The organism is Filifactor sp., assembly GCF_057248345.1.
Genome location: NZ_DBHIIC010000006.1, coordinates 1 through 14,685, shown reverse-complemented (window position 1 = coordinate 14,685; position 14,685 = coordinate 1). Strand labels below are relative to the sequence as shown.

The window sequence follows — 14,685 nt, the reverse complement described above, 5'->3', positions numbered from 1 at the left end:
TTCACAAGGAGAAATTACTATGACGACACTATTAAACTTACAAAATGGTACCGATATTCGTGGAATTGCATTAGAAAATGAAGACGGGCTTCCTGTCACTTTGTCACAATCTTCTACACAAGCAATCGCTGTCGGCTTCATCAATTGGATTACAAATAGACTGCCTTCTGACCGTTCACCCATCAAAATAGCAATCGGAACAGACTCAAGGTTGACCGCCTCCCAGCTGAAAGAGTGGTTAACAGAAGTATTTTTATCGTATGGAATCAACGTTGTTGATGTAGGTCTTGCAACCACACCTGCTATGTTTATGAGCACTGTTTTCCCTTCATATCATGCAGATGCCTCTATCATGATTACAGCAAGCCATCTTCCTTATTTTCACAATGGATTCAAGTTTTTTACAAAAGACGGGGGATTGGAAAAGAAGGATATCACCTATATCTTAAGCCATTCAAATCATACTTCTTATCCAAAGGGAACCGGTTATCTTTCGAATCGAAATTTGATAGCAGACTATTCTGCACATCTCATACAAAAAATAAGAGAAGAAACTGACTCTCTTTTTCCTCTTGACGGATTTCATATTATTGTAGATGCCGGAAACGGTGCCGGAGGTTTTTTTGTGGAACAAATATTAAATCCTCTTGGTGCCAACACGACAGGAAGTCAATTTTTGGAACCGAACGGACTGTTTCCAAACCACATTCCAAATCCTGAAAACGAGGATGCGATGTGCTCTGTTTCTTTCGCAGTAAAACAACACCATGCCGATTTTGGTATTATTTTCGATACGGATGTAGATAGGTCAGCTATTGTTTTATCTGACGGAAAAGAGGTTAACCGCAATCGTTTTATTGCATTGTTATCCGCTATTATATTAAAGGAACATCCGCAATCCGTTATTGTTACAGATTCTGTTACTTCATCCGGTCTAACGGAATTCATCCAATCTCATGGAGGAATCCACCATCGTTTCAAAAGGGGATATCGTAATGTGATCAATGAAGGAATCCGACTCAGTCGAGAAACGGATACACCTTGTTACCTTGCCATAGAAACTTCAGGTCATGGAGCAGTCGCAGAAAACTATTTCTTAGATGACGGCGCTTACCTTGTTGCAAAAATTTTGATTTCATTATCGAATTGGAAAAAGAACGGTATTACCATAGAACAAATCCTTTCTTCTTTGAAAGAACCTTCTGAAGAAAAAGAATATCGTATTCCTATTCTTCATGAACATTTTAAAGACTATGCAAGTGGAATTTTGTCTGATTTGAAAGAATATATTGTGGATTACAAAGGTTACTCCATCGAACAACAAAATTATGAAGGTGTTAAAATACTGACTCCCACAGGATGGTTTTTGATTAGAGTTTCCTTACACGAACCACTTATGGTATTAAATATGGAAAGTGATATGGAAGGTGGCGTTCAAAAAGATTTAAAGATATTATATAAATTTTTTGAAAACTATAAGTATTTGAATCAAAATGTGTTAAAATAATATATAGTTTTTATACAAATAATTCATTTTATAGAGAGGATGATCATTGATGCAAAAAAAGAATTTAATTGTTTACCCTGTGCTTTTAGCGGTAATTCTATGTGGCATTTTTGCCTATAGCAAAAAAACTTCAAGTGTACCGACACAACAACCTGAACCACCGAAACAAACTACTTCCGATAATAGTAATGTGACAGACTCCAATTCAGATGCGCAACAACCGAATGCCGATACGGTAGATTCTCTGAAAGATGGAAAATACTTTATCGTATTAGAGAAAATAAATGCCGATTCAGGAAGTATTACTTTCGATCAAGCAGAAATCTTCTTCAGTGGTCAAAATGATGAAGAAATCAAAAAATTGGGAGAAAATCCGGATGACCTTCCAAGTGGATATCTGATTCATAACAAAGACGAAACGCTATCTACTCTCAGTCTTGATAAAAATATCAATATCAATTTAGTTGATGTAGACAGCGAAAATCCTGCTACAACATTTAAGACGATATCTTTGGAAGAATTTTTGAAACTGGTTGGTAACGAACAACAATACTCTTATTTCTATATTACAGTACAAAACAATATGATAACGGATATGTACGAACAATATGTTCCTTAAACAAAAAACAAAGTGTTATACAGAAATGAAGTATCCTTAACAAAGCACCTTGATTGACAGATAGCCTCCTACCGAACACGGCAAGGAGGCTATTATTATTTGAGTTGTTATTTTTACTGTACTTATATTATCCTATATTATCCTAATCTTATGCTAAAATCCCATAAAATAATTGAACCAATCTCTACAACATATAATTTTGATTGTTTCTATTTGTTGTTTTCAGACTTACCCAAAAACCGTATCGCAGATTTTTGGGCTTTTTCTATTTTTTCAAATACTTCGTTTTCTACATCGTATGAAGAAATCCACCTTTTTCCGAATATTGTTTGTGCCGCCTCTATGATGATTCCACAAGGATACCACTCTTTTTCTTCCGAAATTGCTTGAAGAAACACCATCTTTGTTCGTTCACGAATCTCTTCTGCATTACCTCGATGAAATACCATCTGCATCAGGCTCGTTGCAGACCATGCCCGACAGAGGGAGTCTTCATCCGTCAGCATTTTTTGTGCCAAAAAATCAATCTCATTTGAAGTTGCTACCCATCCTAACGCAATGATTACCTTTCGACGAAGTATAGCATCATCGGTTACTGAAAGTGAAATCAGAATAGGAATCAGCTGATTACAAAACGAGATATAAAAATCTCTATGTTTCATTTTAGAAAGGAGTTGTGCAATCAAATAAGCAGTATCTACCCTTACTCTTTCTTCTTCGACATCCTTCACACGTTCTAATAAAAATTCTATCCCTTTCCTCCCGTGTTGGTCAAAACTACTCTGAAAGTTAAGATTTTTCTCCTCTTTCCAATCCTTACAAATAATCTCATAATGGAAAGCTATCTCGTTACATTCCCCTAAATCGGCAGTAAATTTAATTTTTTGACCGGAAGGAAAATTTTCTTTTTCCAACTCGAGATACATCTTCTGTAAGTCTTCTTTGGTTAGGTTTGCACGACGGATTTTTTCCACTTCCAGTTCCTGTAATATATTATCCGTAGACTTTGTCATTTTTTCTCTCCCTGTGATTTGGCTCTTCTTAAATTATACTATCATTTCCCATTCTTTTTCTCATACCACGAGCAAAGACTCCTCGCTCTTTCATCAAACTCTGTCCCTTTTAATGTTTCAAACTCTTCCCGATACAGTTTCAGTACCTCAAAAGAATAGTAGTAGAAACTGTAAAACAAATCATCCGGAAAAACATCTTCTTCCTCGTAACGAAGTTCATCCTCTTCTTCATCATAAACTTCCGACCATAAATATTTTTCTTTCAGCATATCTTCAAAAAAAGGCAAAGGATCTGCATGTTCCAATTGATCTCCATAATGAAAACTTTCTGCTATCATATCGAATCCTTCCAACAAATCCTCTACAATATATCTTGCACTCTTATTGGTACTACTTTTAGCAAGAGCTTTCTTAAAAAGTCTCCCAAGAAAAATCAGTGTAAACGGAGCTGCGTACCACAACGTACTCTGATGTTCAATATTGATGGATACTTCATACAACGCCGCCTCTACATCCTCAATATTTTCCATTTTCTCAAGTGCTTCAAAGTATTGAGGAAACAATGTTGCTCGTCCATAAGTTGTGGGAATCCTATGCCAAGGTATCTCCTCCATCTTTACCGTATTGATATAGTCTTGATTTCTTTCTGTCATCCTTATTCCTCCATTTGTATATCAGCATTTTTTCCTTTATACACTATCAAGGCTCTCAGACTATTGGATGTCTTCTCACTCCAATAGTCCATTCCTGTCATTTGAACAAGCTTAAAAGGAACAGTTTGTTCACATTTAAATTTACATCTATTGTATTGTTTTTACACAGCATTTTTTCATCCTTGCCAATTCTGTTATATTTCAGTAAGTTCTGCGCTTACTGCATAAATGACATCTTCTCTATATGCTATTGCGTATAATTTATCCTCCACTACAATCATCTGCTGATATGCAGTTATTCTATAATCATCAAACTGTATTTCTTTACACAAAACGCCATTCTTCCTGTTTAGTAAAATCGGCTTATCCTTCTCATCCGATAGCAGTACATACTCTTTGTAACATATAAAGTTTGAAGTTCCTCCTGTGGGATAGCTGTAGCGAATCCTCCCATCTGACAAATCCACTGCAAAAAACTTTCCTCCATTTCCATCAGTTCCGAAATAAAGAATCCCGTTTTCTTCTTTCACTTCTGTATATAAATAAGCACCGATTTTTGTCTTCCAAATCATATTGCCCGAAGAACTATCCCTACATGCCATCACAAACGGAGAGTGCATATACACTTCTGAATTTCCAAAATGATATGTCTTACTGTCATTATATATCTCCATTACCGACTCAGGAGATGGTCCGATTTCAACCAAACCTTTATCTGAAACCTCAAAAAGCTTTGCAATTGTTTCGGTAAATCCTTTGTATTTCTTGGTATTTAAAATCAATTTGCCGTTTTCTTCATACAGTTCTGAATCCAATGCTGAAATAAAGCTCTCTTGATAATAACACAAATGCACTTTGGTATGTTCCTTAAAATCCTTTGAAAATATATCCAACAGAATGTAGTTCGGTTGTCTCTTATCTTCTGCCGGTTGCTTAGGATTACCAAAACCGAATGCACAGTGAAGCACAATGATTTTTTCTTTTTGTTGATAAATTCCTATGATTCCATGATTTCTAAATGCAACACCTTCTAAACACAACGGATATCCTATTACCATTCAATCCCCTCCCCTTTGCTCATCTAATTGACCTTTCGCTAACCGCTCCATATTATCTACATTCTACCGTCCGAAAAGATAATTTCTCTGACGATATGTGCATTTGCTTGCCATTTCTTATGATATTGATTACTCAATTCTTCCAGTTCTTTGTTCTTTTTGGCACTGCTTGTAAAAAATGCACATTGTTCTACTTCAGGATTCTGCATAATTGGAAGTATGCAGTCTGTTGTAACGGAAGACGGACATACCGTTTCTGCAACAGACTTAAGGCAAGGAGCGAATTGAAGCGGACTGAAATCCAACAGGCTCTTCATATTTTCTAAGCATAGATGCTGTAATTTTGATTTTGATAAGTCAGGAAGTTCCTGAACATTCTTTAATTGACACACTTCTGCAACCTTCAAGTTCGGCAAATTGGCAAGTACGCCCAAATTGTTCAGTTTTGGAAGATGAAACAGATATAATCCTGTAATGGTCGGATTGCCGTACAATTCAGAGAAATCCTCTGTATTCCCTCCTGAAACCGCTAAATTTTGAAGTCTTGGCAACTGATTGAGAAAAGAACAGGAAGGTAGTGTAATTCCATGCAATTTCAGACTATGCACCTGTTTCAATTCTGAAATACATTCGATGTTTTTATTGCATTTTCGTAACCCCAGCACCTTCAGCTCAGCAAAACGGGACAGAGGTTTCAAATCAAATGACTTTGACGAAACTTCCAAATAAAGCGTTTCTACGGACTCCGGAATTTTAAAAAGAAACTCTTTATCCTGTATTTTAGATGCCTCAATGCAAAGATGCCTGATTCCTGATAGAGAATAGATTTCTTCAATACCCAATATTTCTTTGGATGTTTCAACAGATAAGTTACGAACATTATCCATAACATGAAGAGAACGCAAATCACAGTCACCATATGTATAAATACGCAGCTCCGTATTTGGAAATTTGGAAAAATACTCCTCATTTAACCTCTGCATGGTAGGTAAATCCAAAGGAAGAACATTGGTCTGTAATGTATCCACACTTCCTCTTCTGACAATTTCTTCTATCTCATCAGTTGTCAAAGCACCTCTAAAATCAATTCTTTCTTCCAAATAGAAAACTCCCACTCTACATTCTCCTCCAATCAAAAATCGTCTATCATGCCGAACAACAAATATCATTCTGAGCAACAAAAACTCAGCAAAACTTTTTCTGATAATTTATTCTGTATCTATATCAAGTTGTAAAGTCACTGTAAAACAAATCTGTTTCGTTTCTCTCAAAGCAGGCGATCCAACATATCATTATAACTCTATGAGTGTCTCGTTAAACAAAAAGTCATCAAGTCCAATCTATTAAGATGCAGTCATCATCATATTTTGAAATAATACAGTTCTTCACAACCACAATCTTCCTGAATGAATCATCTGTTTCTTCAGATAATCATCTCAGTAAATTATCATATCATTATCTTCATTCAAAAAATTTCGGTAGATTTTCGACTTTTTATTTTGAGGTTATTTTGTCATAAATAAACGACCCCATCCATACAAGTTTCTAACCTTGTCTCCTGTTTGTATTATGATAAAATAACTCCGACTGCTCTTTCGTAAGCAAGTTATCTTGCACAAGACGGTTCACAAAATTTTCTTCGTATCTCTCAAAATCCTCTGCACAACCTACATTCTCAGCAAGGAGCAATAAAGCTTTCGCTATCATTTCAGAGTTTCGATTTCTTCCAAGCTCTGCTTCTATCTCTTCACACAACTTGTCTAAAATCTCATAATTTTCCTTATCCGCCTTTTCAAAATCTCCGTTCCAATCGATTGCATCAAGTCTTTGTTTGAAAAAAAGTAAATCTGTATCACTCATAGTATTCTCTCCCATCTTCTCTGTATCAACTTACTGTATCAGCACTCTTTGAAACTACAACCATCGTTCCAACTCTTGTTCCACCTAAGCAATGACATCCTCAATTTCTCTAACTTTGAGACGAACGAAGGCAAGGAATCTTGTGATATGGAGTGTATGACAATCTGATTCGCTTTCGTATCCATCCTCTTACCATGACGATCCGTTACATCTGTTTGTCATCGCGAACCGGCGGAATACTGAAAAAGGTGTTCCCTACCTTGATTCTTGCATAGAAGATTCCATCTTGATAATAGTATCCTTCAAACGGAGGATACTTGTCCAAAGTCTTCCGTACTTTATCCGGCAGACATCTAAAATCATAATCCCTCAATGCTCCCGCACCAATCAGTTTCTCTGTTCGGTAGGCTTCGATTTCTTTTTCATATTTTTTACAGAATGTTTCCTGTTCCGCTTCATAAAGCTCTAAATCGCCTTCCTCCATTTTGTAATATCGGTCATATCCCCCAATCCAAGAAATATGAACACAGAGCAGATGTTTCTCTATTTCAGGACAATACCCTATCGCGAAAAATTGCTCTCTGTTGATTATCTGAGTTTCTATAGTGATATTCTGTATCAAAGAGTTCACTGTTAATAAATCCTTTCTCTAACTATCATTCTCACGATCTTTTTATCAAAGTATTACTTCTTACAATCAACCTTGCCATATTTTGTCACTTGCAGTAACAAATTTCATCAACAATTCCTTCCCCAACCTCATTAGGTCCCTCCATGATATGAAACTCCGTTCCACAAACTAATCCGGAATAATCAACACCTTCATACAACAGTGAAACAATGCATGTTATCCAACTGTCGAAGTCTACTTCCTTCCCCTCAATAAAACGGACACCGAGATACCTTGTATCTTCTTTTATCCTAAAGTGAGGACAATAGTTCCCACTGTTCAAATCAGGAGGAACTTTTCGCTTTTCTCTAAAAAATTTCACAGTGCATGCCAATTTGAGTTCCAAATTATCATTCTGTTTCTTTTGCATATTTCAATCTTCTTCCTCCATATCGGTCATATCCCGCAATCCAAGAAATATGAACACAGAGCAGATGTTTCTCTATTTCAGGACAATACCCTATCGCGAAAAATTGCTCTCTGTTGATTTTCTGATTTTCTATGGTGATATTTCGTATCAAACAGTTCAAGCGAATACATCCTTTCTCTACCTATTTCTTTTCATCAAAAGATTGCTCTTGGTTGACTTTCTATCGCTCTGCTTTGTATCAAATCATTCAAATCTATAATACTTGTCTACACCGATACCAATCGTATCCCAATGTTTATTTTGATTATCTTGACGCCACAACCCTATACCGATATTCAAAAAACAATAACAATAATCCGCTTCACTGTCATCAACCTCATCGTCCTGTTCCATTATCATCTTAAGCAATTCATCTGCACTTGTTTCAAAAGCTGACACCCCATAAAGATACGGTCTGAGATTCCCGTCAATTCCACCAAGAAATTCAATGAATTCAAGCAATCCACTTTCATCAAAGTCCAATCCCAATTCACCGTCAAAATAATAATGCCTGCCGGATTCTCCGTCACAGTTCGAAAAAACTCTGTCCGGTATTCCAATCAGCTTTTGCACCTGATTTATGTTCATCCCCAACATAATTTTCTTGTTGTCAATTGTTATCTTCTCAAGAGGAAATACTTCTACTCTCATTTCATTCTCTCCTAATTACATTCTATCAGCTTGTTTCTTATCCCTTTTATGACAAGACTACCCTTGCAACATCATAATTCGTTTTGTTTCCCTCACTTTTAGAAATTCTTTAATTCATCGAATAAGTTCAACAATCTCTCTTTATCGACTTTCAAGTCCTCCGGTAGTAAGTCTAATATTTCATCAAGCGCTGTATAAATATCCTCTCGCTCGACTGTATAGATAAAACAGTTTCTCTTATCCATCTTATTGAATCCCTCGGTATACTCCCTTACCAAAGCTTCGGCACTTGTCATAGCGTCTTTGCTTGAACCTTCGGCAATCTTTACGATTCCAGCTCTTGTCTTTCTATACAAAGTAGCAGCTTTCTTGGCATTGGCAGGTGTAATATTCTCCTGTCCGTCCCATGAACGAAACGGATTGTCCAAGTTCTGAGCAAGCCACTCGGGTTTTCTCGGCTTGCTAATCCAAAGATGAAGTCCGTCTTCTTTTCGCTTTTTATAAAGTTTCTTCGTTACTTTTGCAGCATCCTCCGGCAAGCTCTCCATCCAAAACATATACAAATTCGGAAGTCTATCGGGAGTTGGAATATCCTCTGCAGTAAAACCGAACAAGTCCATTGTTGTAAAAACTTCCAACTGCTGAAACTCCGGCAACTTATCAAAATGAACAAGATTTCCCGGTTTTCCCCATAATCTTAACTCTGTAAGTTTTGGGTATGCGTTCAAAACTTCCTCAATATCGAGTTCTTCGATTTTGATAACATGTAATTTCCCTAAAGATTCCAAGCCTTTCAACTTAGGAATCACTTTATCATATTGTAACAGCAAGGCCTCTTCGTTTCCATTCGCCTGTATGTTGCAACTTTTCCTTACTTCTCCCAATAAAATAAGTTGCTCCAAACCGTCATTTAAGATAAGTTCTTCTACCCCTGTCATGTCAATTGAAAGCGTACGAACTGATGTTTTAGAGAAATCCAGTTTTGTTTGGTTATGGTTTTCAAGAACCAGTTCAGAAATAAATGGAGTCGATTGTAAATACTCGTATAAATTTTTGTACCATTTGTTTAATGTTAGATGACTCAAACAAGGAAAAACCTTTAATTCCATTGCATCTTCAAAAGGTTTCCACTCATCATTCAAACGACGCTTGGAAATACCACATTCCTCTCCTGCAAAGATGACTTTTTCTTCGCTCTTATCCGCTTCCTTAAATGCATCTCTCTGTTCTTTTGATATTTCCTGCCATTTAAGCTGTCTGTAGACCTGATAACCGTCTCCCCATGTTGTGTATGAATTTGTACTCTCATCCGTCAAGGGAGTAACATTGCCAACGAAAGTATAGTTTGTCGGTACATTCACATCAACATTCGATAGATGTATCCCTCGGTCCCAGTACATAAAGTCCTTATAAAGCGGTTTTATGGAAGATAATTCCTCCTCTTTCAGAGGCTCTTCCCCCGACCAATCCAGCCAAAGAATAACCGCCTGTGGTTCCTTGTCATCTTCTTCTATCTTTGTGACTTGACAAGCTGTATATTTCTTTAGATATTTATTATAGACGCAGTACACATCTCCTGCCTTTGCTCTCATGTCAATTCCTCCTTCTATTTTATGCAGGTTCTCCGATCGTTCTCTGCCAAACTCCCTGTTCTATGGTTTACCGATATGACACTAAAATTCAATCAAATGATTTCATTTTCCCTTGAAAATTAAAGTATTTCAGATACTTTAAAAATAATGAACAGATTCTGTGAAAGTATAACGAAACAGATGAATGAAAGTATCAAAAGGATCATTTTTAGAAATTACATCGGTTCCATCATTTTATCGGGTTTGAATATCAAATAATATTGCACGAAATAGTAACAAATCCATCTGCTATTCCTACAGATTGTTATTTCCCGTAAAGTTCCGGTTTATCAACTAATAATCCGTATTTCAAGCGTGGAAGTTGAATCATATCGTTATATAATGCTTTCACTTCTTTACATGATCTCAGTGTTAAATGCTCTATCTGTTCCAGTCTTAAAATAGGGGTATAATCCTTGCTTTTAAGCCTTGCAGTCAAAAAACAGAAAAATCTTAACTGTTTCATATCATTCAAGAAATCTAGTGATTGGACATGAATATACCGAGGACCTAGTCCATCTCCCTCAATCGACAAGCTTTCTAACTTTGTAAGATTGGCTAGCAAACTGTAATCGTCCACTCTCTGAAAATTCTCTACCGACAAGGCAACTAAGTTTTGTAATTTTGTAATAGGCTCTATACTCTCTACACCGGCACCGGATCCAATACCGAGGTATTCCAGATTGGTAAGATTGCTAATCTTAGAAAGATTCTTATAAACTCCCCATTTGATAGATAACTTTCGAAGATTTTGTTGTGCACAGACAGCATCAAATAACTCTTGAGGCATCCTTGTGCAGAAATTCAGCTCTGTAAACGCTGTCGGATTGTTCTGCAAAAAATCACACCATTCCTGTAAGACACGCTTCTTTTCCTTTGCTGTCTTGTACTGAGGTGTAAAACTATCGCCTAATTGCGTACAGTTTATCGTCAATGCTTTTTCTCCGGTGTACTCCGATACTTCAACAATACATTTGTTCTCCGGTTCATCACGATGAAAGTAATCAAAACCGTATTTGATTTGCTTTTCGTTTAGAATCGCCATGGATATCACTTCTCCCTCTATCTCCTACTCCAACTATTTATCTGCTTCAGTTCAACCAAACTGATTATTCTCTTTTGATTATCATGCAGTTGCTTGTACTGATACTTATGAAAGCTATTCGCAACTTACTCTCTATCAACAACACTCTTGAGCGATATGTATCATAGTGGTTTCATACTGTATGGATTGGTTTGTATTAAACTTCTATCTTACTTGCTTCTTCAAAATACTCGTCCAAATGATGATATATTTTCATATCTTCATCTGAACCGTCACACAAGACTGCATACTGATGTTCCTTCTCTTCATTGACAAAAACAAAATTATATTCACCGTAATAAGCCTGATATCCTTTGTCAGCTAATATCAAAATTTCCCCTTTTTTGAAGTTGAATATCTCTTTTTTAACACGGTAAGTTTTTCCGACTTCCATTTTCATCCTATTCCTTCTCCTTTAAAAATACACTTTCATTACTGCCATCAATCTGCAAACATGTTTTTTGTATCAACCCATATCTTCTCTTGCAACAAACTTAACTGCAACAGACTTTACATCATACTCATCTTATGTTCCGAAATCAGAGGATTTCTATTCACGCTTTCTGAAATGACAACATTCCTATTCCCGATTTCTTTTCCCATCATTCAGATGATTTGTGGTGACGGAGTACCTCGTCTATCATTTTCTCAAATTCATCATGATACTGCCGTTTGAACAATAATGTTTCTTTTACCGGTGTTAAATTTTTTTCATCCTGTATCAACTGTTCCAAAACAAGTCCAATATCTTCCCTCGCATTGCCGCTCCTTCGTATTTTATAGCAAAGGCAATCAACCGTCCAATAAAACTTTGTTTTTTCTACCCGATAGATTTCAATCGGTTTATAACATCTGATGACATGGGAAAATCGAGTTCTCACATCTTCTGTACAATACAAATCATGATCAATCAAATACAAATCCTGTTTTCCGTATAATTTTTCTGCTGTTTTGCTTATCTTTTTTGCAATCAAATGTCTGACAACAATCAAAATCAGCAACGCAATCATCCCCAACAATACTAATAGGATGATATGATTTGTTGCGAACCATAATGTAGGGCCGATAACTACCGACATTGTGATAACCGCTCCAAAAAAAGGAATCACATCTTTTAACAAAAATATCATAACATCAATCGTAATTCTTTTCAGCCAATGATATTCGGTAATCTTATCGTTGTTTCGATTCACTTTACTCCCCGCCTCATATATTATTATTTCACTTTTTTGAATGTCTATCCACGATAACAAACCAATTCGACTTGTATCTTTATCCAATCAATTTACAATAAAATGATTCTATCTTTCCTCAATTCTTTTTGATACAAACTTTTTGAAGTAACAAGTTCCGTTTTTTTGCTTAAAAATACTCCATATCAAAAAACCTATGGAACTACCATATAAGCATCCGCTTATAAAATCATGGAGAACCAACACTTGATTCAGAACAATTGCCAACACCAACAAAATCATTCCAAACAAAACATACTGATTTCTTTTTATCATCATTTTTTCCCTTCAAACAGATTGACTTACATTTCTTCAGCAGGAGCTATCCGATTCAAAATCCTTCTTGCCAATGCTTTTGCTTGAACAAAACTCTCTTTACTGAGAACCATCAACACATAACTGTCACTCCCGACATCCATCGCAGCTAAAATAAAGTCTTCCCAACTAGAGTTAATCAATTTGCTCCATCGTGGAACATCTTCATCTTCCTTCAAAATATCCTCATTAAATGTAAGGTTCAAGCCTTCACTCAATTTAGTTACCGTAGGAACAAAAATATCCTTCCTTGCCTTCCAATCAAGTTCTATTGCTCTTTTTGTCTTTAACAATTCTTCATAGAGTTGTTCCCATGCGTTTTCGATATCTTCCATACTCTCCGGCTCTACTCTGTTCAAAAATCTCAGGGTATCATTAGGATTGCCTATCAACAACTCTGCTAATTCGGCAAATGTATCTTTCACCATCTCATTATCATTTTCCAACACTTGTGTATAAGTTGATTCTTCCGGAGGAATTGATTTCTTTACAAATGACCTCATCATCTGAATTGCATCGTTATAGCTTACATCAGAAATGACATATTGCTTTTCGTCAATCTTCAGATAGATGTTCACCAGTTCTTCACTTTGACCAACAATAGCCTTCATGGATGTGCAACCTTTTATCGCATATGGCGGTGTTATCTCTACATACATCATATATCCGTCCTGCATTGCTTTTAGCGAATTGTCAATTCCAATAAGATGAAATCCGTTAGAATTCGTCAAAAAACTTTTCATATGCCAATCTTCGTATGTGTCAAAAAGTTTTTTCTGAATCCAATGATAGATACTCATAATCTCCCTCCTAAACTCAATTTTTCTCTTCCGTATTTATGATTATTTTTTATGTACAACGAAAAAACAAACAATTTCCCTGATTTACTTGGAGTTACTTTCTTTTTTGAATGGATTGTTTTACTGTTTTTGTCAGCAAAAGTACAATCCTATTTATTTATTTTTTCTTCTTAGGTTTTGGGTTTGGTAATTCTTCATACATGGTCTTAATTAGTCCGATTAAATATTCTTTGTTATCTACATTATCTACCAAAAGCATTTCCTTAGCTCCGTCATATGGTAACTGATACTCTGCATTCGGCATATAATTTATCGCTGCTTGCACCGGTTTTACAAGCAACCTATCATCATATATTCCACCAACAATTTTTCCATTGTAGTAAATAATATATTCTCCCATCATTGCCCGATATGTTATTTCTTCCAACTCAGATAGTTGTTCTAAAACAAAATCCAAATATTCTTTCCTTGAAGCCATGTTTAATACCTCTCTTATTCCCTAAAACTTCAACAGTCCATTTTCATCAAATTGAAAATTTGAACCCCATGCAACTTCCCAGTAATATCCATCCAAATCAGAAAAATATGCGTGATATCCACCCCAAAAGGTGTCTTGCGGTTCTTTTACAATGGTTCCTCCGGCATTTCGTACCAATTCAATTACATCATCAACATCTTCTTTATGTTCAACATTGTACGCTAATGTAATTCCGGAAAATCCATTTCCTTTTGGTGGATTGTCTTCATCAATATCTTTTGCTAACTGTTCTAAAGGAAACAGTTCAAACTTTGTTCCCGGAGTATTAAAAAAACATACCGGCGGATTATTTTCTTTGCAATCAGTCTGATATCCCAAACCGTCTCTATAAAACTTTATTGATTGTTCCATATTTTTAACACCTAAGCAAATACAAGTAATCTTATTCATTGTTTCCTCCTAAACTCAATTTTTCTCTCTAACTATTTGCCAATATTATACCATTTTGAAACTATTTCTTCTATTCTCGAGTTGCTTACTGTTTTCCAATCAGATATCGGTTAATCCTTACTCCAACAGAAATGATTCCTCGTAAACTCCCAATAAATCCGACAAAATCGCATCCACATCATCTTCGGATAAATCATACTGTTCCATTACCGCTTTGATATTCTCATAAATCACAGCTAAATTCTCAGGACTTTG

Annotated in this window: 19 protein-coding genes; 2 read left to right on the top strand and 17 right to left on the bottom strand. The window is 36.0% G+C overall.

Going from position 1 to position 14,685, the window contains the following annotated elements:
- Nucleotides 1-19 precede the first annotated feature (19 nt).
- Entirely contained in the window at nt 20-1,507 is a 1,488-nt protein-coding gene (locus ACO5GE_RS02405; protein WP_484829332.1) for a phosphohexomutase domain-containing protein, read from the top strand.
- A gap of 49 nt (nt 1,508-1,556) precedes the next feature.
- Nucleotides 1,557-2,126 carry a hypothetical protein gene (locus tag ACO5GE_RS02400; RefSeq protein WP_484829331.1) on the top strand — a complete coding sequence of 190 codons (570 nt, stop codon included), beginning with the start codon at nt 1,557-1,559 and terminating at the stop codon, nt 2,124-2,126.
- Between the two features lie 209 nt (nt 2,127-2,335).
- On the opposite strand, the gene ACO5GE_RS02395 is transcribed toward ACO5GE_RS02400, so the two are convergent.
- The 17 genes from ACO5GE_RS02395 to ACO5GE_RS02315 all read right to left on the bottom strand — a co-directional run bounded on the left by ACO5GE_RS02395 (nt 2,336) and on the right by ACO5GE_RS02315 (nt 14,430).
- Entirely contained in the window at nt 2,336-3,139 is an 804-nt protein-coding gene (locus ACO5GE_RS02395; protein ID WP_484829330.1) for a HEAT repeat domain-containing protein, read from the bottom strand.
- Nucleotides 3,140-3,180: 41 nt separating this feature from the next.
- Entirely contained in the window at nt 3,181-3,792 is a 612-nt protein-coding gene (locus ACO5GE_RS02390) for a hypothetical protein (protein WP_484829329.1), read from the bottom strand.
- A gap of 194 nt (nt 3,793-3,986) precedes the next feature.
- A complete protein-coding gene (locus ACO5GE_RS02385) occupies nt 3,987-4,850 on the bottom strand; it encodes a hypothetical protein (protein WP_484829328.1) in 864 nt (287 codons plus the stop codon).
- Between the two features lie 56 nt (nt 4,851-4,906).
- Entirely contained in the window at nt 4,907-5,965 is a 1,059-nt protein-coding gene (locus ACO5GE_RS02380) for a leucine-rich repeat domain-containing protein (RefSeq protein WP_484829327.1), read from the bottom strand.
- A 430-nt stretch (nt 5,966-6,395) separates the two neighbouring features.
- Nucleotides 6,396-6,710 (bottom strand): hypothetical protein, encoded by a 315-nt coding sequence (locus ACO5GE_RS02375; RefSeq protein ID WP_484829326.1) that lies wholly within the window; start codon nt 6,708-6,710, stop codon nt 6,396-6,398.
- Nucleotides 6,711-6,915: 205 nt separating this feature from the next.
- Nucleotides 6,916-7,341 carry a hypothetical protein gene (locus ACO5GE_RS02370; RefSeq protein ID WP_484829325.1) on the bottom strand — a complete coding sequence of 142 codons (426 nt, stop codon included), beginning with the start codon at nt 7,339-7,341 and terminating at the stop codon, nt 6,916-6,918.
- An 85-nt stretch (nt 7,342-7,426) separates the two neighbouring features.
- Entirely contained in the window at nt 7,427-7,750 is a 324-nt protein-coding gene (locus ACO5GE_RS02365) for a hypothetical protein (protein WP_484829324.1), read from the bottom strand.
- Entirely contained in the window at nt 7,731-7,910 is a 180-nt protein-coding gene (locus ACO5GE_RS02360) for a hypothetical protein (RefSeq protein WP_442563465.1), read from the bottom strand. The genes ACO5GE_RS02365 and ACO5GE_RS02360 overlap by 20 nt, the downstream gene beginning before the upstream one ends.
- A gap of 83 nt (nt 7,911-7,993) precedes the next feature.
- On the bottom strand, nt 7,994-8,440 hold the full coding sequence (locus ACO5GE_RS02355) for a hypothetical protein (protein WP_484829323.1): 447 nt from the start codon (nt 8,438-8,440) through the stop codon (nt 7,994-7,996).
- A gap of 98 nt (nt 8,441-8,538) precedes the next feature.
- A complete protein-coding gene (locus ACO5GE_RS02350; protein ID WP_484829322.1) occupies nt 8,539-10,032 on the bottom strand; it encodes a gliding motility protein in 1,494 nt (497 codons plus the stop codon).
- A 304-nt stretch (nt 10,033-10,336) separates the two neighbouring features.
- The gene (locus tag ACO5GE_RS02345; protein WP_484829321.1) at nt 10,337-11,116 is read right to left on the bottom strand and encodes a leucine-rich repeat domain-containing protein; all 780 of its coding nucleotides are present in this window, start codon (nt 11,114-11,116) and stop codon (nt 10,337-10,339) included.
- Nucleotides 11,117-11,312: 196 nt separating this feature from the next.
- Nucleotides 11,313-11,555 carry a phosphohydrolase gene (locus ACO5GE_RS02340; protein ID WP_442563545.1) on the bottom strand — a complete coding sequence of 81 codons (243 nt, stop codon included), beginning with the start codon at nt 11,553-11,555 and terminating at the stop codon, nt 11,313-11,315.
- A 202-nt stretch (nt 11,556-11,757) separates the two neighbouring features.
- Nucleotides 11,758-12,348, bottom strand: coding sequence for a hypothetical protein (locus ACO5GE_RS02335; protein ID WP_484829320.1), 591 nt, complete (start codon nt 12,346-12,348; stop codon nt 11,758-11,760).
- A gap of 108 nt (nt 12,349-12,456) precedes the next feature.
- Complete coding sequence (locus ACO5GE_RS02330) at nt 12,457-12,666, bottom strand: hypothetical protein (RefSeq protein ID WP_484829319.1); 210 nt, start codon at nt 12,664-12,666, stop codon at nt 12,457-12,459.
- A 23-nt stretch (nt 12,667-12,689) separates the two neighbouring features.
- Nucleotides 12,690-13,502, bottom strand: a complete 813-nt coding sequence (locus tag ACO5GE_RS02325; RefSeq protein ID WP_484829318.1) for a DUF6630 family protein — start codon at nt 13,500-13,502, stop codon at nt 12,690-12,692.
- 157 nt (nt 13,503-13,659) lie between these two features.
- On the bottom strand, nt 13,660-13,980 hold the full coding sequence (locus ACO5GE_RS02320) for a TfoX/Sxy family protein (protein WP_484829317.1): 321 nt from the start codon (nt 13,978-13,980) through the stop codon (nt 13,660-13,662).
- A gap of 21 nt (nt 13,981-14,001) precedes the next feature.
- Entirely contained in the window at nt 14,002-14,430 is a 429-nt protein-coding gene (locus ACO5GE_RS02315; RefSeq protein ID WP_314025215.1) for a VOC family protein, read from the bottom strand.
- Nucleotides 14,431-14,685 lie beyond the last annotated feature (255 nt).